This is a genomic window from Thalassotalea piscium (genome assembly GCF_030295935.1).
GTDB classification, from domain to species: Bacteria; Pseudomonadota; Gammaproteobacteria; order Enterobacterales; family Alteromonadaceae; genus Thalassotalea_B; species Thalassotalea_B piscium.
The window spans coordinates 537,668-555,148 of record NZ_AP027362.1 but is presented as its reverse complement, the minus strand read 5'-3'; the positions used below and the strand labels follow the sequence as shown (position 1 = coordinate 555,148).

Sequence of the window (17,481 nt, the reverse complement as noted above, 5' to 3'; positions counted from 1 at the left end):
ATTGCGCTTAAGCGATGACAATGTATAGCTTTGAAGCACTACCCAACCTTGTCCAACATACGGCGATTTTAGCTATTGTGATAATTGTTAAGCTAATTATTGCTAAATTTAGCGGTAATCTTAGTGCAACTCACGGTATGCAGTACTTTCAGTTTTATTGTCAGCGCTTATCAGACAAAGTCAACAAAAGCACCAACAGTGATCACCAACAAAAAATAGCAGGGCTAATTGCCCTGCTGATTACTCTTGCACCATTAATTGTTATTTTATGGCTCTTTGAAGAATTTGTTGCAATTGAACAGTTATGGCAGGTACTACTACTGTATATGGCTTTAGGTCACTTCAATTTATCTTCACTCAGCAACAAAATTAGCCGTGCATTAACCAACAACGATAAACAAACGGCTAAGTCATTACTTCAAGAAAATTGTCTGCGAGATACTCGTCAACTTTCAGCTATGGGATTAAGCAAAGCCACTATTGAAATGCAGTTAATCAAGCACATACAACTGCATATTGTTGTTAGCTTTTGTTATTTATTAATTGGTCCAATAGCGGCTTTGGCGTACCGCTTAGTACTTGAAATGCATTACAGTTGGAATACCAAAGTCGCTAAGTTCTTCTATTTTGGTCAAGCAAGTAACTTTCTGATGCAACTGATAACTTGGCTGCCAACTCGGGTATATTACACCACCTACTTACTAACAACTATTGGACATAATTTTTTCCATTTTTGGCGGGTGACTCGCCAGTCTTTTTTTCAGTTAACCCCTAACCTGCTAGTTGAATTACATGCACTAAATTTAAATATTCAACTGGGAGGTGTGGCTATGTATAACCAACAAAAGTTAAGAAGGTTAGGTTTTAATACAAGCGGCAATCAACCGTTAGTAACCGATATCAACAACAGTAGTAAACAACTGTTAATAGTTGATATTGCTTTAGTCATCTTGCTTATTATCTTTACCTATATATCGGTATTATTTACTCGCTAATTTGGAGTATACCCAAGCCACCTCAAGGTGCAGGGTTCAGCGTATCACAGGCACTTAATATCAAGGCGTTAGTTTGCAAGAATGAAGCCCCTTCTAAGAAGTAACAACGATGAGAGTATGTGCCTGTAACACGCCCTAGCAATAGCACCACTATTACTTGTAATCAATGCCATGCCATCCCCCTTTTAATTCTAACTGAAACTCGCATCTTGAGGTGGTTTGGGTATACAATTAGAAGCTAATACCTAAGTAACCTGAATTCGGAATAAGCTAAGTACACCAAAGCTACTATTTTTGCGCAAATTCATTATCCCGAGCTCAGGTTAGGTATTACTTAAAACTACTTACTATCGGAGTACTACAATGAAAGGTTTATTTTTACTTGTCTTAATTACTTTTGTTTTTATTAGCGCTTCTGTTATTGCAGCCGATGTGCCTGAAGTTACCCAGCAACAAGTACTCAGTCTTAAGGCCGCTGAAAAAGCACCAAAATTTATAATTTTAGATGTTCGCACCCCACAAGAATATGCTGAACAACATATTGATGGTGCTATTAATGTTAGCCATACCGACATTGAAAATAACCTTTCAATGCTTAGTCAGTATAAAGATACTATGGTCATTGTTCATTGTCGTTCGGGGAAACGAGCTGATATTGCTGAGAATATTTTATTAAAAAATGGCTTTAATCAAATAAAGCACTTGGCTGGAGATATGAACGGTTGGGTTGCCGCAGGCTTACCAACAATTAAGCAATAATTTAATTTTACACAAATGACTGAACTACTCTATTGGTTAGATATCTTTGGTGTAATTGTTTTTGCATTTTCGGGTGCATTAATGGCCGGTAGATACCAATTAGATCCCTTTGGAGTAGTTGTTTTATCTGCCGTTACCGCTATTGGCGGTGGTACTATACGTGATGTGATATTAGGCACAAAAGTATTTTGGGTTAAAGACCCTCTCTACCTTTATGTTATTTTAGCAACTGCTGCGCTCACTATTCTTTTAGTTCGCTGTCCTAAACGCATTCCAAAACGTTTTTTATTAATTGCCGATGCCTTTGGTTTAGCCTTATTTGCTGTACTTGGTACTCAAAAAGCTATGTATCTTGGTGCCCCAATACCTGTTGCTATTGTTATGGGAATGATAACGGGCGTAGCTGGCGGCATGATACGCGATGTTCTATGTAATGTAATTCCGATGATATTACAACAAGAAATCTATGCGACAGCAGCAATTTTAGGTGGCAGTATGTACGTATTGTTTAATTACTTAGGCTGGTCAGAAAATGTGGCAACAGTTTGTGCAATTTTAGGCGCATTGAAGCTTCGATTAGCTGCAATATACTGGCAAGTATCGTTACCCGCATTTGAGATAGTTGATAAAGACGGGAAGTAGAATTTATACTTCTACGCCCCAGCCGTCATTATAACCTTTAAATTTTGCCGCAAGTTGTTCAAACTCAGCTTCTTGAGCAATTATCGCATCGTAATCTAATAACATAGTAACTGTACAATCAACATCCCAAACATTAGGGCTTTGATCAGGTTGTATCGTTACCGCCATATCAGGCGTTTTTTCAGCTAAGTGTGCAACCATTGCTTGAGCATCTTCTTTACGCTCAAAAAGCTGAAAAAAAACGACCTTATGCACAATAGTAAAATCAATGCCTTCGGCCTGCATTTCAGCCAATACTTGGCCAGTTTCATCATTTGGAAAGTTCATTACTGTATAGTATCTAGTAAATAAAAATTAATTATACTGAGCTAATACGCAAACACCTAGCATTAAACTACTTAACCTCAACTCGGGGTAATAAATAGCTCTCTAGCATCTATTTTTCCTGACTTCTGTGTTAAATTCATACACAATAGAATAATTCTTAATGAATTTGCCTTGAATTAAGAAAAACTATCAAGCTAGTGAGTGGCTACAACCACAAGTCTAGCAATTTCAGGGCATTAACTTATCTTTTAACCCCAGCTAAGGTTACTTAATTTCACACAAATTATTGATGCATACCGCTTCAATCACATTATTTGAGTCGCTACAATTTGCACTGCTAAAAGATTCATTTACCCTATTATACTTTTTAATTAGCTGCGCACCTATTAAATTTATTGCAATAGGACAAGGGTTTAATGATAAGCGGATTAACTGACACTGTTTATTATCTACACAAGTTAAATTTTTACTAATTATCTCTTGTTGTCTTTGGGCAGTTCCATTAATTTGTGGCGGTGTGTCTGCTGGCAATGTCACAGAAGATTGTTCTTGAGGCAATACAAGCTGCTGTGCATTATCTATTGCTAGCTGCTCAATTAACGCTCGAGTATCTTGCTCATTTTTAGTCAGTAAAAGCCCTAACGCTAACAATATTAATAAAAAAACGCCTAGCACCAATAATGTGATCATTAGCCATCTTAGCATATCGTTATCCTTATTTTTCTGCTCGCACATAAATAAAAAAGCCAATAATTGGTATTATTGGCTTAATTTCCGCGTGAGATAATGCGATATTTATTTTACGGTAACACGTGCAAATTTTCGCTTTCCTACCTGAAAAATAGCAGTTGTACCCGCAGAAATTTTTAATTTGTTATCTGCAATTTTTTCACCATCTATTTTTGCTGCACCTTGTTTGATCATACGCATAGCTTCAGAGGTACTGCTTGCTAAACCTGCATCTTTTAGTAGGTTAGCGATGGCTAACTCTCCTTCTTCGGTTTGAAGCTCAACTTCTGGGATATCTTCTGGCATAGCGCCTTTTTGAAAACGATTGATAAATTCTTGATGGGCAGCCTCCGCCGAATCTTTATCATGAAAACGTTCAATCAACTCTTTTGCCAATGCAATTTTGATATCTCTGGGGTTAGCGCCATTTTCGACGTCTTGCTTATAACCTTCAATAACCTCAAGCGTTTTGAAACTCAGTAATTGATAATAACGCCACATTAAATCGTCTGAAATAGACATTATTTTACCAAACATTTCTGAAGGTGCATCGGTAATGCCAATATAGTTACCTAAAGACTTTGACATTTTTTGTACGCCATCTAAACCTTCAAGTAAAGGGGTCATTAATACAGTTTGAGGTCGTTGCCCTTCACTTTTCTGTAATTCTCGCCCCATTAATAAGTTAAACTTTTGATCCGTACCACCTAGTTCCACATCAGACTCTAACGCAACAGAGTCCCAGCCTTGTACTAATGGATACATAAATTCGTGAATAGCAATTGATTGCCCCGCTGCATAGCGCTTTTTAAAATCGTCACGCTCCATCATTCTGGCAACTGTTTGGCGAGAAGCAAGTTTAAGCATTCCTGCTGCACCTAAGTTATTCATCCAGGTAGAGTTAAATTCAACGCGTGTTTTAGCAGGATCTAATATTTTAAACACTTGCTCTTTATACGTTTCAGCATTAGCTAAAACATCTTCTTTTGACAATGGCTTGCGCGTAACATTCTTACCTGAAGGATCACCTATCATGCCGGTAAAGTCACCAATTAGAAAAATAACCTCATGCCCTAATTGTTGAAACTGTCTTAATTTATTAATCAAGACCGTATGACCTAAGTGTAAATCGGGAGCGGTAGGATCAAAACCAGCTTTAATTTTAAGTGGTTTGCCTTGCTTCAGCTTTTCTAACAATTCATCTTCTAGCAAGATTTCTTCTGCACCGCGCTTTAATTCAGCAAGCGCTTGGCTGACATCGGTCATTAAATTGACTCCGGTAATAGGATTTATAGAAATTAACATGAATTCTACTGTAAAATTGCGTGAGGTTAAAACCCTAACGTTGTTTGTTTGTGTAATAATTTGTTATAGTAAACGATAGACGTCGTAGTAAACCCTGTATAAAAGGTAGTAACTTTTTGAAAAACATAAAAAACTTATACATACAACTACCAAAAAAGCATCAATTGGTGATCAGCATTATTAGCATAATGCTGCTTTTACTGATTTTATTGCCTTCAGAAAAAGCAACGGCTAGCCGCCAAACTGCAGATAATTCATTAAAAGTAGGGCAACGCTACCAACTAGCGTTACCTGAAGACTCAGAAATATCTACTCATCAAGCCGACAATAACCAAGACAATTCAGGTCAAGATGATAACTTTTTAGATATTAGTGAACAATTTAACTGGCAAAGCGCTAAAGTGCGTAATGGCGACTCTTTAGCTAAAATATTTAAACGTTTAGGCTTTAATGCACAAACCACTTATAAAGTAAGTACTGTAGAAGGTGAAGCTAGCAACCAATTAAAAAGGTTACAGGTTGGTGATGTATTGCGTATTGGTACTAATGACAAAAAAGAACTTGCTGCTCTTGAATACCCCATTTCCCAAACAAAAACACTATTTGTTAATTTAATTGATGGAAAATACCAAGCACACTTTGAAGAAAAAACTGTTGAAATTCAAGAAAGTATTGCCCATGGCATTATTAAAAGTAGCTTTTGGAATGCAGGCATTGAATCAGGCTTAAATGATGCTCAAATTATTAACCTCGCTAATATCTTTGGTTGGGATATTGATTTTGGTATTGATATTCGCCAAGGCGACACCTTTCACGTGGTCTATGAAAATAAATATATCGACGGAGAGTTTATTGGTACAGGCAAAATATTAGCAGCAGAGTTTGTTAATCAAGATGACCCTTTCCAAGCTATTCGCTTTACAGATGGTGAGTATTACACCCCTGACGGCAAAAGTATGCGCAAGGCTTTTTTAAGAGCACCTGTTAGCTTTAAATACATTAGCTCTAACTTCAAACCTAAACGTTTTCATCCTGTACAAAAACGCTGGAAGGCACACAGAGGAACTGACTACGCCGCTAAAACTGGCACTCCGGTTCTTGCCGCTGGTAACGGCAAGGTAGTAAGAGCTTCTTATGATAAATACAATGGTCACCATGTATTTATCCAGCATGGTAATGGGATAGAAACTAAATATATCCACTTTTCAAAGCGTGCTGTAAAAAAAGGCCAACGTGTTAAACAAGGCCAAGTAATTGGTTACGTTGGTTCAACTGGGTTAGCATCTGGACCACACCTACATTATGAATTTTTGTTAAATGGCGTGCATCGTAATCCAAGAACAGTCAAGTTACCTGATGCACAGCCAATTGATAACAAATATAAAGCAGATTTCACCCTTGTGGCAGAGCAACGTTTAAAAGAGCTTTCTGGTTCTAGACAAGCACTTCTTGCCGCTAATGGTATTTTACCTGTTGAAGGTAAAAACCGCCTACAAGCCCCATAAACACTTATTTATAGCCAACATACTACGTAAATAAGACGTAAAACACGAATTTATTAGTGTCGATATAATTTGTTATATCGACACTAATCAATGACTTAAAAAAATCCTTTCCATTAAAAACTTACTTATAGCGATAAAAATCACTATCTAGCTTTTCCCTTATATAAAAAGGTTCTAACTAGCTAGATTAGAGTAATAAAGGGCTTAGTTTGTTTTACTTAATTCATACATGATTTTCTCCCTTTTCTTTCTGGCTATCCTACAATTTCTCCCTATAATAGTTTCACTGCTGTTGAAAATATAAGCATAATTTCTTATGTCAATCAGTATAAGAAAGTGACCGCTTAATTAGAATATAAAGTATTAGAGGTGGTATTGATTACAGTTAGTTATTTTCAATACAACAACATTAAAACTTTTTGAATGAACTAATCTAAAAATAATAACTCTAAACTAATTAAGCTAGAGGTATTCGTAATTTTATGAGGGGGTACTATGGAGTTTAACGATATACACATTGGTATGAAGTGTGGAAGTAAAAAAGGTAGTGGTACAGTGACGTGGATTGACGGATCAACTCGCACCATTTATATGGCTAACACCGACGATAACAATAGTTTTGAAGTACCTTACGACGAAATTATTTATGATCCCCAAGCCCATAACCGGGAAGATACCTACTACTAAAAAGTGAATTTTAAAAAAGCTTCGTCAGAAGCTTTTTTAATTACTGACACTTACCCGCCATTTAAAATAATAAAACCAAGTAAAAGCATAGAGAATTTACTTGGTTAATATTGATAAAGCTCACCTCAATCGCTATTAGCGATAAAACAGATAAACTTCACTAGGCTAAAGACTATTATACCAATCTCACTAATTATGTGATCATTTCTACTGGTTAAAACAGTCAACTACTGCGTTATTTATTTTATAATTAGAACAACTAGTTATGAAAATAAATGCCTTGTATTTGACTGTTTTCATTGCGTATAAAATAGCACACTTAATTAATGAAACTGGTATTACTTTGTAACTGCTTCTTTTACTGTCGTTTCAATTTTAGCAACTACTCTGCGGTTCATGCGATGATCTGCACTAGTGTTACCTTCAGCAACTAATTGAGTTTCACCAAAGCCTTTCGTCGTTAAACGATCAGCATCAATATTAAAAGTACTCATTAGTACTGCTTTAACAGCATCTGCACGCTTTTGAGAAAGCGTTAAGTTGTATGCTGCATCACCAACTGCTGAACTGTGACCTTCGATTAGTACATTAGTATTAGTGTACTCTTTCATAAAGTCAGCTAAACGTTGAATATCGTTAACAACACTTGAGTTGATTTCTGCGCTGTTATTTGCAAAAGTCACATTTAAGTTTACTTCAACAGTTTTTTCAGAATATAGCGTACAGCCAGTTGAATCTACTTTAACGTTTGCAGGCGTATTTTCGCAGCGATCTTCTGAGTTGATTACACCATCATTATCACTATCTAATGGATCTGGCTTTGAAACTGGCGCAACAGGTTGTGGTTGAGGCTTAGCCGAAACTGGCGCTTTTCTTTCTTCACCAAATGCATACTTAACACCTAACTTAAAGCCTTGATCAGTAAAACCGTAATCTATATCACGATATGCAACTGCTTCCCCATATAAAGAAAAGCGATCTGATACTTGGTGAGAGTAGCCAGCACCAACATCTACAGCTGTATAGTTTCTAATATTATTAAAGCGTTTTACACCTGAGAAAAGATAAAAATCTGACTCTTCAATTTTATAAATTGCATCTACACCAAAGCGCGTACCGTAATCTCTATCGGCACCGTTGTTAACTTCATAACGCGACTTAGCTAACTCAAAGCGAACGTTCCATGAATCGTTGATAATTTTTTGTAGATCAAGACCAATACTCTTTCCTGCTTCAATTTCCTGCCAGTAGGTATCCATTTCTTTATTAGTGCTAGATTTAATATAATCACCAAATACGCCTAATTCCCATGTTTTATCAATATTTTCTGCTGCTAATGGAGAGCTGATCAATGCCGCTAACAGAGTCATTTTAAAAATTTTCATAATAAATCCTTATTAAGTTACATCTTATTTATAGCGTTAGAGTCAATGATAAAATCAATGGTCACACTACATGTTAATTAAAAATAAATGTACTAATTTGCCGATAATTGTTTTTTAACAATAAAGCAATCAATACACCAGTTAAACGTTTAGCCTGTAATTGAAACCTTTGTTTTACAGGCTTTTACTAATGCCTACGTATATTTTGCTGCGTTATACAGCAACTTTTACTAAGTAGCAATCAAATAGTTAATCCGGTTAATAATTTATTTTTGTGGATAAAAATGATTAAATTTTCATTCACAAAAACACGCCTGAAATAACCGTAGAGTATTTAGAGTTAAAACTTTATTTTTGCGTTAACACTACTCTATATGCTGCTATATTTTAGTATTGCAAGGTGTAGACCAATAAACATTAAACTTTAAATATCAACAAGTTAAAATCAAAAAAGTTTTTATATACATTTATTTTATTGCTTGTTTAAGCAATATATTCATTCGCTTTTGTAAAGCTTACAAAATAACTGTAAAAGTAAGTAATATACCTTTACAGTTTTTGGTGACTATTTTGATCATATATACAAATGGGCTTGCAAAACTCTCTGTCGCTAAGGCTATAATGACCTTAGCAGGCGGCATGATGACACTTTATTTAACTTGAACTTCGCCATAAGCGCTGTTTTAATAATTTTTGATTAACTCTCAAAAGTAAAATACTAGGGTCTGTTGATCTTTCAGTTTATAGCTCTGTTGCATTTGAAAAAGATGACAGTCGAGGCACTTAATGTAATGTTTGGTTGTTCCAAATGCACATTAAGTACAACTGCCGCGTCCTGCTCTCGTTAAGTACCTAAATCCTGTAGGCAACAAAGAGTGACGCTTTTTCAAGGCAACCCAAAGGGCTATGACTATTTTTCAACCTAACATCGTTAAAAATGGTTAAAGTACGACTGCACGGATGCAGAAGGTAGAGCGACGCAGGATGCCAAAGCCGAGAATGCTACATTGCACCATTTTCGCCTTGTTTTCTTAAAAAATAGTCTATAGCAGAGGCTAAAATGAAAGATCAACAGACCCTAATAATGCCATTTAAATAAGAGTGATACACTGCGTTCGTCAACGCCTGAAATACCATATTTATTGTTCCAAAATGCATACTCAACGCCAAGATAAACCGGTGATTTACTTCCGAGAGCTCCACCTACATTGTACTTAAGTTGTGTAGTAAAATTCATTTCAGAGGCTTGGGTATCAGAGCTTGTGCTCCAATCTAAAAAGCCATCATAAAGAAAATCAGCATTTCCCAATTTAAACGGATAAGCAAAAGTCATAGTTAACATTTGATCGTTATCTGACGCACTATTATTAGCTTGGTAAATGTTTGCCTTTAAGTAATTAAAACCCGGTATATTCAAGCTAACTCCAAGCCCTAACAGATAATTATCAAAGAAAGCACCTTGCTCCCAGGTACTTGCAATGAAAACATCGTTAATAATGCCTGTTGATAAATCACTTCCCGTAAAGTAGCTAAGGCTTAATCTAGGTGAAAACTCAGCGTAACTTTCCAACGTACCATTTTTAGATTTTGAACGATCATAAAAATAAAACGTGTCACCCCAGTTATGTCCACTTGCGTGCTCTACCGTGAGAAATTGGCGACTATCATCTCCAACCTCATATTGGCTACCAGACAAATAACTTAAGCTAAAGTCACTCCATTGCATTTCGGCTGATGCATTACCACTGATAGTCGCTGCACCTAAAAATAACATGCTAAGCGGTAATACTGTGGCGTTAATTCTGTTAATTAATTTCATACTTCACCCTTAATTTTTTTCAATGTTTTATAGTCATTTTATTGTAATAATAAACAACCTGAATTCGGAATAAGCAAAATTACTCAGTAAGCTATTTTTGTGTCTGTCTATGTTGAATCTGTTGTCAGCTATGGATTAATACCAATCTCACTAATTATGTGATCATTTCTACTGGTTAAAACAATCAACTACTGCGTTATTTATTTTATAATTAGAACAACTAGTTATGAAAATAAATGTCTTGTATTTGACTATTTTCACTGCGTATAAAATAGATCACTTATTTAATGAAACTGGTATAACAAATCAAAATCAGCCTTGATATCCAAAAAACTATCAATACTGAGAAATAAAAAATGAGCTATTTAAAATGCAACCAAAAATGAACAGATGTATGGGCTCCCACAGCCCTCGGAAGTAATGTAATAAGGGGCTAAATTTTTACCAAGGAGCCTATACATATTTAATTGTAATATGATCTCGATTGATTTAGTAAAATCAAATCGCTAAATTCTCCTTTTAACTTTCCGCCAATAAAAATATACTGTGCTTTAAAGGCAGCTCTTTTTATACGTACTGCCAATTCAATTGATTAATTAAATATAAAGTGAAGCATATGTTTGAGCAGCCACAAGAAGATAGGCCAACAGAAAAACCTCGTCGTAGATCAAATACCCGAGATGCACTTATCAACAAAATTCTTGAAGCCGCAGAAAATATTTTTGCCTTAAAAGGTTATAGTGGAGCAACAATTGAGGCAATTGCTGAACAGTCCGATTTGTCTAAGCAAAATATGCTCTATTACTTTTCTTCTAAAGAAGTACTTTATCAAGCTGTTTTAAGAAAAATTTTACACCTGTGGATGGAAAGCCTTAATTTACTTGACCAACAAGGGGAAAACCCTGCCACTATGCTATCAAACTATATTCGAGGGAAGTTAGAAATTTCACGTACCATGCCAAATGGTTCGAAGGTGTTTGCAAACGAAATTATTAATGGCGCTCCACATATAAAGGAGTACCTAAAAGATAATTTAATTCCGGTATTGGAAGAAGACGTAAAGCTTGTAAGGAATTGGATAGCACAAGGGAAAATGGATGATGTTGATCCCTATCATCTCTTTTTTGTGATTTGGGCCTCAACACAAACCTATGCAGATTTTTCTGCACAAATTCAATTAGCACTTGATAAGCCGAGCTTAGACAGCGGAGACTTTAAAGCAGCTGGTGACTTTTTAACTCACACTTTACTAAAAGGTGTAGGTCTAACGCTTGATAACGAGCATAATTAAACTCAGCCCGGGTTAATTAAGCTAATACCAATTGCAGATAAACTTGTACTCTCTATATAGCAGAAGAACTTAAAGCAGCTTTATTAATTAGATGATCAGTTTTATGCGCAGCAAAGTTGATTTTTACCACTTTCTTTAGCTTTATAGAGATGTATATCCGCCTGGTTAATAAAGTCATCAACCGACATTGTTGAAGAAAAATTAAATGTACTTATACCTGCACTTATCGTGATCACACCAAATGCACTCGCTAAGTGTTCAATGTTAGCCTGTTCAACTTTTTCTATAATTCGTTTAGATGCATTCATTGCAATTTCAGCATTACAGTTTGAAAAAATAATAGCAAACTCTTCCCCACCATAGCGATATACCTCATCTTGATCTCTAATGTTATTCTTTAAAATTTCGGCAACTTTACTAAGTGCTTTATCGCCAGCGATATGACCATAGGTGTCGTTATATTCTTTAAATGAGTCAATATCTGCGACTAAAATGTGAAACTTTTTACTTTCTTTTTTATGCCATAGTTTACTGATATCTTCATCAAAACATCGTCGATTTTTCAGACTCGTTAATCCATCAACATAAGAAAAATTTAATAGTTTTTTATTAGCTGCTTCAAGCTCTAATGTACTTTTCTTCACTTGTTCTTTTAAATATTCTTTAGTTTGCCTATCAATTACTTTCCTATAGAGTAAGAAAATAATCGCACCAACAAATGCAGTAATAATAAAAAATAAACCTAGAAATCGTCTTTCACTTTCTCTCTTTATTAAAGTCAGCTCATTTTCATGCTTCATACTAGCTAACTGTTGCTTTAATTGACTTGCTTCATACTTAGCCAATTGATTATTAAAAACATCACTTTGATTTTTCCTGATTCTCATAATATATTTTTGGTACATGTTGATGGCTTCTTCTGGCTGGTTTTTGGCCATTAATAATAATGAGTGAATACCATCATTTTCCGTTTTAAGTTTCGTATTATTAAGCGATTGAATAAACTTATTACTTTTTGTCACTGTCGCAATAGCATCATCTATTTTACCTAGCGCAGTTTGTGCCCTAGCTAACGCATGATAAAAGCTCACTTTTGCTTTATTGTGTTGAGACTTTGCAGCAAACTTAATTCCCGTTATTGCATATTCTTGTGCTTTTAGAGGTTGTCCTAAATTCATGTATAAATCAGCCAAGTTACTCTGCACTGTGCTTAGATTATAATAGTCATTTTGCTCTTGGTAATAAGTGACTACTTTATGTGTAAGCGCTAACGATTTATCAAGTTGTTCATTTAACATATAGGCAACAGCAAGATCTGCATACGCTAAATAAAGTCCGCTAATATCGTTAATATCTTTGCGCTCTTCAATAACTTCATTTAATGCATTAATTGCGTTAGCGGCGTGATTTAATCGAACATATAAAACAGCAATATTATATTTAATATCAATTTTATCCATGCGTGAACCATATTCTTGATAAAGCGGTTTAGCCTCTTTAAAATAGTCTAACGCATCAAATATTTCGCTACTTTTTATATAAGCAAGGGCAATATTATTAAGCACATTAGCTCTTAATATGGGGTGTGTTTTACCATCGTAATATAACAATGACTGTTTGTAGTAATCTATTGCCAAATCTATATCTGCCTTAAAGTAATGCATAATACCCATGAATTTTAAGGCTTGCCCGGTTTCAAGCGACAATTGAGACGCTTGGGCAATTGCTAAGGATTTTTCAGCAAATGAAAGTGCGCTTGTAAAGTCGCTTTCCCCATAATAAAAAAGGGTTAATTCATTTAGCACTAAATACTTTTCACGAGGCGATAACGTTTGAACATCAAGTAGGGTTAATAACTGAATTTCTTTTTCGGTGCCGGTAAATTGTTGAATCGCTTCAATCTGATTTTCAATTGTATTTGAGTGAGAATTAAGACTACAAAAAAGAGTAATAACAACAAGAAGTCTTAACATTAATTGTACCTTTGTACCTAAAGTTAGTTTTTGCTAAAACGAATAATATGATTGAAAACATCAGGTCTGTCCAGTTTTATTAGCCAAAATTGAATAACAATCTAACTTTTAAATTACCTCATTAAGGTAATTTAAAAATTAAAACTAAAAAAGCCGCTTATTAGCGGCTTTCTAGAGAATTTTTCAACATTCTTATGTTTGTCTTTGGTTAGAACGGTATATCGTCATCAAAATCGATTGTTGGTTCTTGTGGGTTTACTTTTGGTGCAGCAGGTTGTTGATTAAAACCACCTTGCTGTTGCCCTTGATTGGTATATCCACCTTGCTGTTGCTGCGCGGGTTGATGCCCTTGGTTAGCATATCCGCCTTGTTGAGCTGGCGCTTTCGCAGGTTGCTGGTTAAAACCACCGGTTTGTGGTGTTGCTGATTGTGGCTGATAAGCTGCTTGCTGCTGTGGCTGGCTATAACCACCTTGCGCAGGTTGGCTAGTTTGATTCTGGTTTTGTGGTGCAAAATTACTAGATTGAGCGCCTTGGCCACGTGAATCTAACATTTGTAAATCATTAACAATAATCTCTGTGGTATATTGGTCGCTACCTTGCTGATTCTGCCATTTACGCGTTTGCAAACGACCTTCTAAATATACTTTTGAACCTTTTTTCAAATACTCGCCCGCAATTTCAGCTAAACGCTGATACATTACTATGCGGTGCCATTCTGTTTTTTCTTTTTGCTCACCCGTTTGCTTGTCTTTCCAGCTTTCAGATGTTGCCACTGTAAAGTTTGCAACAGCACCACCGTTTGGCATAAAACGTACCTCGGGATCTTGCCCTAAGTTTCCTACAATGATGACTTTATTTATACCACGACTGGCCATGTATTACTCTCACTAAAGATTTGCAGTAACAATAAATCACTGACTTGTAAGCATTATATTTCGCTACAATCGCATTAACGCTTATTAATTTAACAATTAAGAACAACATTCTACCACTGTCATTATTGTTGTGACAGCGTTAGCTACAAATAATTTAAATTTAAAAAACTTAAAAAAAATACGCTTATTTATTATTCAGCCCTCAGTCAGATTTCAAGTTATGTAAATACTGATTCATTTGAATTAATACTTCTTCAGGTATTTTTACTGACTTTTGTTGTTGGTAATTATAGTGAACCATTACCGCAGTACCTGAGGCGCAACATTTATTATTTTGCCAAAGCTCCTGATAAACATCGAAAGATGAGCCACCAATTCTGCCTATATAAGTACGAACTTCCATCGGTTTGCCATAATACATTTGGTCGATAAAGCTCACATCAATTTTTGCAAGGATCAAGCGCCAGTCTGTAGTATCTAATTCTGGACTAAACCAACGAAATACAGGGTCTCTTGCACCTTCAAACCAAACCGGCACCATAGTATTGTTGATATGCCCTAATGCATCGGTATCATTAAATCTTGGATTAAACTGCTCACTAAAGTATTTTGCTGACATTATTACCTTCTATTTTATTATCTTATTCACCGCAATTATTTAGCGGATACTTCTATATAAATACTACCATTAAAGTTAGCAAGAAAGGGAGTACGAATACGAGCAAATAACTTATTCATTCTCTATTGTTAATACCCATGCTAATCTTATTGATTAACAATTCGCGTTTCAACTTTTTCGCTCCGTCAACACCAAGCAATAAAGAGATTAACATGATGCATATTTTAGTATTAATTCTGTCACTATCCCTTCTATCTTTTCACGTAGTTGCTGATGAAAAAGCACCTGATAGGCAACAAGGAGAGGGGCCATTTAAACGCTTAATTTTACGCGGTGGAATAATAGTTAATGGTGAAGGAGCCCCAGCTCGCGGTCCTATGGACATTGTTATTGAAAATGACCGTATCGTCGCAATAAAAAATGTAGGTAACCCAGGTATGCCTATCAACCCCGACTACCGACCAAAAGCAAACAAAGGTGATAAAGAAATAGATATTTCAGGGCAGTATGTACTGCCTGGATTTATTGATATGCATGGTCATATTGGTGGTAGCGCCAAAAACATTCCTGCTGAATATGTTTTCAAACTATGGCTGGCACATGGCATAACAACTGTACGTGAGCCTGGCAGTTTCAATGGAGTAGACTGGGTAGTAGAGCATGTAAAACGCAGTGAAAGTAATAGTATAGCCGCACCAAGAATAGTGCCTTATGTGGGTTTTGGCATGGGACAAAAAGATCCAATTACCACTCCTGAACAAGCAAAAAAATGGGTTAAAAATATTGCTAAAAAAGGGGCTAAAGGAATAAAATTTTTTGGTGCCACACCTGACATTATGAAAGCGGCTTTAGACGAAGCTAAAAAACAGGGATTACGCAGTATGATGCATCATGCTCAGCTTGATGTTGTTAACATGAACGTAATCGACTCAGCACGCTTAGGACTTACCTCAATGGAGCATTGGTATGGATTACCTGAAGCCTTGTTTGAACAACAAACCATACAAAATTATTCGCCCAATTATAATTATAATAATGAACAAGATCGTTTTGGCGAGGCTGGCCGCTTATGGCAACAAGCAGCAAAACCTCACAGTAAAAAATGGAATAGCGTTCGTGATGAATTAATTTCATTAGACTTTACTCTAAACCCCACCATGACTATTTATGAAGCTAGCCGAGATTTAATGCGTGATATGAATGCAGATTGGCACAATGAATATACCTTACCTACCTTATGGGACTTTTTTCAACCAAATAAAAATGCGCACGGTTCATATTGGTTCGATTGGACTACTGATGACGAAATTGCTTGGAAGAAAAATTACCAGCAATGGATGGCCTTTATAAATGACTATAAAAATAATGGTGGTCGTGTAACAACGGGATCAGACTCAGGTTATATCTTCAAAATTTATGGTTTTAGCCTCATAAGAGAATTCGAGTTACTACGTGAAGCTGGTTTTAATGCATTAGAAGTATTGCAATCTGCTACTATCAATGGCGCTGAAGCACTTGGCATGGCTGAAGATATTGGTTCTATTCGAGTAGGTAAAAAAGCTGATTTAGTCATTATTGGTGAGAATCCACTTAGAAATTTTAAGGTACTGTACGGTACTGGTCATTTCCGTTTAGATGAAAAAAACACTCCTGCCCGTGTTGGCGGAGTTAATCTTACGGTTAAAGATGGCATTGTCTATGATGCAAAATCATTATTGAAAGACGTTCGTGAGATTGTTAAAAAAGCGAAAAGTGACAAAGCAATAAATGAAAAATAGCAGCTTCCATTTATACCAGTTTCATTGATTAACCGAGTTCAGGTTAGTAAACAAAACGCACAAGTAAATACTTGTGCGTTTTAAATTAGAACCAGTATATTATACCAATCTCACTGACTATGTGATCATTTCTACTGGCTAAAACAATCAACTACTGCGTTATTTATTTTATAAATATCGCTACAAGGATGTAGCTTATGTGGGCAATGTAGGAGCATAATTGCCCTGAACAACTAGTTATGAAAATAAACGCCTTGTATTTGGCTGTTTTCACTACATATAAAACAAATCACTTAATTAATAAAACTGGTATTAGCTTTGCTGAATGAGTAAATTTATCCATAAAACTAACACACAGATAAAGCCAGCCCAAAAAGATAACATTCTATGAATAACATAATTGTAACTTAAGTGAATGTAAGCATGAATATAACGAGAAACAACAAAGGCCCACGCAAAGGCAACACCAATGTCACTATTAATACCTAAGCTGATATAAAGCGTGCATACCACGTAAAACAATACAGGCAGTTCGAACTGATTATTAAAGCTGCGGGTAGATTTAGTAATAACATCTGGCACACTTTTTCCTTCCATTAACCGGAAGTACTTTGCACTAACCTCACCTCTCTTTACACTACCAAAACGTGCTTTCACCGCAACTAAACCAACAAGTACAAGCAGCAGCACCATAGCTGCCATTGGATATAACATAAATAAACCTTAGTAATTAACAATGAGCGAAGACTAACATAAACAGTTTCTAGGGCCTAGCGCATAATACCTGTTA

The 17,481-nt window shown here is 35.8% G+C and carries 16 protein-coding genes; 7 read left to right on the top strand and 9 right to left on the bottom strand.

The features are described 5' to 3' along the window. Window positions 1–20: 20 nt before the first annotated feature. The 3 genes from QUD79_RS02360 (at window position 21) to QUD79_RS02350 (ending at window position 2,396) form a co-directional block, all read left to right on the top strand. Complete coding sequence (locus tag QUD79_RS02360; RefSeq protein WP_184424468.1) at window positions 21–995, top strand: cobalamin biosynthesis protein CobD/CbiB; 975 nt, start codon at window positions 21–23, stop codon at window positions 993–995. 363 nt (window positions 996–1,358) lie between these two features. Then, window positions 1,359–1,754 (top strand): rhodanese-like domain-containing protein, encoded by a 396-nt coding sequence (locus QUD79_RS02355; protein WP_184424467.1) that lies wholly within the window; start codon window positions 1,359–1,361, stop codon window positions 1,752–1,754. A gap of 15 nt (window positions 1,755–1,769) precedes the next feature. Then, window positions 1,770–2,396, top strand: a complete 627-nt coding sequence (locus QUD79_RS02350; RefSeq protein WP_184424466.1) for a trimeric intracellular cation channel family protein — start codon at window positions 1,770–1,772, stop codon at window positions 2,394–2,396. A 3-nt stretch (window positions 2,397–2,399) separates the two neighbouring features. Here QUD79_RS02350 and QUD79_RS02345 read toward each other — a convergent pair whose 3' ends face one another. From QUD79_RS02345 to tyrS, 3 genes are all read right to left on the bottom strand, one after another. Further along, the gene (locus QUD79_RS02345) at window positions 2,400–2,723 is read right to left on the bottom strand and encodes a ribonuclease E inhibitor RraB (RefSeq protein WP_184424465.1); all 324 of its coding nucleotides are present in this window, start codon (window positions 2,721–2,723) and stop codon (window positions 2,400–2,402) included. Between the two features lie 264 nt (window positions 2,724–2,987). Then, window positions 2,988–3,428 (bottom strand): hypothetical protein, encoded by a 441-nt coding sequence (locus tag QUD79_RS02340; RefSeq protein ID WP_184424464.1) that lies wholly within the window; start codon window positions 3,426–3,428, stop codon window positions 2,988–2,990. Between the two features lie 90 nt (window positions 3,429–3,518). Next, complete coding sequence (gene tyrS / locus QUD79_RS02335; RefSeq protein WP_184424530.1) at window positions 3,519–4,718, bottom strand: tyrosine--tRNA ligase; 1,200 nt, start codon at window positions 4,716–4,718, stop codon at window positions 3,519–3,521. A 155-nt stretch (window positions 4,719–4,873) separates the two neighbouring features. On the opposite strand from tyrS, the gene QUD79_RS02330 reads away from it, so the two are divergent. Together QUD79_RS02330 and QUD79_RS02325 are read left to right on the top strand one after the other, a co-directional pair. Continuing rightward, entirely contained in the window at window positions 4,874–6,262 is a 1,389-nt protein-coding gene (locus QUD79_RS02330) for a peptidoglycan DD-metalloendopeptidase family protein (RefSeq protein ID WP_246454961.1), read from the top strand. Between the two features lie 495 nt (window positions 6,263–6,757). Continuing rightward, the gene (locus QUD79_RS02325) at window positions 6,758–6,949 is read left to right on the top strand and encodes a hypothetical protein (RefSeq protein ID WP_184424463.1); all 192 of its coding nucleotides are present in this window, start codon (window positions 6,758–6,760) and stop codon (window positions 6,947–6,949) included. Between the two features lie 338 nt (window positions 6,950–7,287). On the opposite strand, the gene QUD79_RS02320 is transcribed toward QUD79_RS02325, so the two are convergent. Further along, the gene (locus tag QUD79_RS02320; RefSeq protein ID WP_184424462.1) at window positions 7,288–8,334 is read right to left on the bottom strand and encodes an OmpA family protein; all 1,047 of its coding nucleotides are present in this window, start codon (window positions 8,332–8,334) and stop codon (window positions 7,288–7,290) included. 1,078 nt (window positions 8,335–9,412) lie between these two features. After that, a complete protein-coding gene (locus QUD79_RS02315; RefSeq protein WP_246455001.1) occupies window positions 9,413–10,153 on the bottom strand; it encodes an outer membrane protein OmpK in 741 nt (246 codons plus the stop codon). A gap of 616 nt (window positions 10,154–10,769) precedes the next feature. Here QUD79_RS02315 and QUD79_RS02310 point away from each other — a divergent pair. Next, window positions 10,770–11,444 carry a TetR/AcrR family transcriptional regulator gene (locus QUD79_RS02310; RefSeq protein ID WP_184425355.1) on the top strand — a complete coding sequence of 225 codons (675 nt, stop codon included), beginning with the start codon at window positions 10,770–10,772 and terminating at the stop codon, window positions 11,442–11,444. 101 nt (window positions 11,445–11,545) lie between these two features. On the opposite strand, the gene QUD79_RS02305 is transcribed toward QUD79_RS02310, so the two are convergent. From QUD79_RS02305 to QUD79_RS02295, 3 genes are all read right to left on the bottom strand, one after another. Next, window positions 11,546–13,417 carry a tetratricopeptide repeat-containing diguanylate cyclase gene (locus QUD79_RS02305; RefSeq protein ID WP_184425353.1) on the bottom strand — a complete coding sequence of 624 codons (1,872 nt, stop codon included), beginning with the start codon at window positions 13,415–13,417 and terminating at the stop codon, window positions 11,546–11,548. Between the two features lie 208 nt (window positions 13,418–13,625). Continuing rightward, window positions 13,626–14,294, bottom strand: a complete 669-nt coding sequence (gene ssb / locus QUD79_RS02300; RefSeq protein ID WP_184425351.1) for a single-stranded DNA-binding protein — start codon at window positions 14,292–14,294, stop codon at window positions 13,626–13,628. 202 nt (window positions 14,295–14,496) lie between these two features. Next, window positions 14,497–14,913: an acyl-CoA thioesterase gene (locus QUD79_RS02295; protein WP_184425349.1), complete on the bottom strand. Its 417-nt coding sequence runs from the start codon at window positions 14,911–14,913 to the stop codon at window positions 14,497–14,499. Window positions 14,914–15,125: 212 nt separating this feature from the next. Between QUD79_RS02295 and QUD79_RS02290 the strand changes: the two genes are divergently transcribed. Beyond that, window positions 15,126–16,691 carry an amidohydrolase family protein gene (locus tag QUD79_RS02290; protein ID WP_184425347.1) on the top strand — a complete coding sequence of 522 codons (1,566 nt, stop codon included), beginning with the start codon at window positions 15,126–15,128 and terminating at the stop codon, window positions 16,689–16,691. Between the two features lie 312 nt (window positions 16,692–17,003). Here QUD79_RS02290 and QUD79_RS02285 read toward each other — a convergent pair whose 3' ends face one another. Continuing rightward, on the bottom strand, window positions 17,004–17,405 hold the full coding sequence (locus QUD79_RS02285) for an MAPEG family protein (RefSeq protein ID WP_184425344.1): 402 nt from the start codon (window positions 17,403–17,405) through the stop codon (window positions 17,004–17,006). Between the last annotated feature and the right edge of the window lie 76 nt (window positions 17,406–17,481).

Bases quoted from the DNA above. Each gene is read 5' to 3' on its own strand.
- QUD79_RS02290 (WP_184425347.1), top strand. From the start codon at position 15,126: ATGATGCATATTTTAGTATTAATTCTGTCACTATCCCTTCTATCTTTT.
- QUD79_RS02320 (WP_184424462.1), bottom strand. From the start codon at position 8,334: ATGAAAATTTTTAAAATGACTCTGTTAGCGGCATTGATCAGCTCTCCA.
- tyrS (WP_184424530.1), bottom strand. From the start codon at position 4,718: ATGACCGATGTCAGCCAAGCGCTTGCTGAATTAAAGCGCGGTGCAGAA.
- QUD79_RS02295 (WP_184425349.1), bottom strand. From the start codon at position 14,913: ATGTCAGCAAAATACTTTAGTGAGCAGTTTAATCCAAGATTTAATGAT.
- QUD79_RS02285 (WP_184425344.1), bottom strand. From the start codon at position 17,405: ATGTTATATCCAATGGCAGCTATGGTGCTGCTGCTTGTACTTGTTGGT.
- QUD79_RS02310 (WP_184425355.1), top strand. From the start codon at position 10,770: ATGTTTGAGCAGCCACAAGAAGATAGGCCAACAGAAAAACCTCGTCGT.
- QUD79_RS02360 (WP_184424468.1), top strand. From the start codon at position 21: ATGTATAGCTTTGAAGCACTACCCAACCTTGTCCAACATACGGCGATT.
- ssb (WP_184425351.1), bottom strand. From the start codon at position 14,294: ATGGCCAGTCGTGGTATAAATAAAGTCATCATTGTAGGAAACTTAGGG.
- QUD79_RS02315 (WP_246455001.1), bottom strand. From the start codon at position 10,153: ATGAAATTAATTAACAGAATTAACGCCACAGTATTACCGCTTAGCATG.
- QUD79_RS02325 (WP_184424463.1), top strand. From the start codon at position 6,758: ATGGAGTTTAACGATATACACATTGGTATGAAGTGTGGAAGTAAAAAA.
- QUD79_RS02350 (WP_184424466.1), top strand. From the start codon at position 1,770: ATGACTGAACTACTCTATTGGTTAGATATCTTTGGTGTAATTGTTTTT.
- QUD79_RS02345 (WP_184424465.1), bottom strand. From the start codon at position 2,723: ATGAACTTTCCAAATGATGAAACTGGCCAAGTATTGGCTGAAATGCAG.
- QUD79_RS02305 (WP_184425353.1), bottom strand. From the start codon at position 13,417: ATGTTAAGACTTCTTGTTGTTATTACTCTTTTTTGTAGTCTTAATTCT.
- QUD79_RS02340 (WP_184424464.1), bottom strand. From the start codon at position 3,428: ATGCTAAGATGGCTAATGATCACATTATTGGTGCTAGGCGTTTTTTTA.
- QUD79_RS02355 (WP_184424467.1), top strand. From the start codon at position 1,359: ATGAAAGGTTTATTTTTACTTGTCTTAATTACTTTTGTTTTTATTAGC.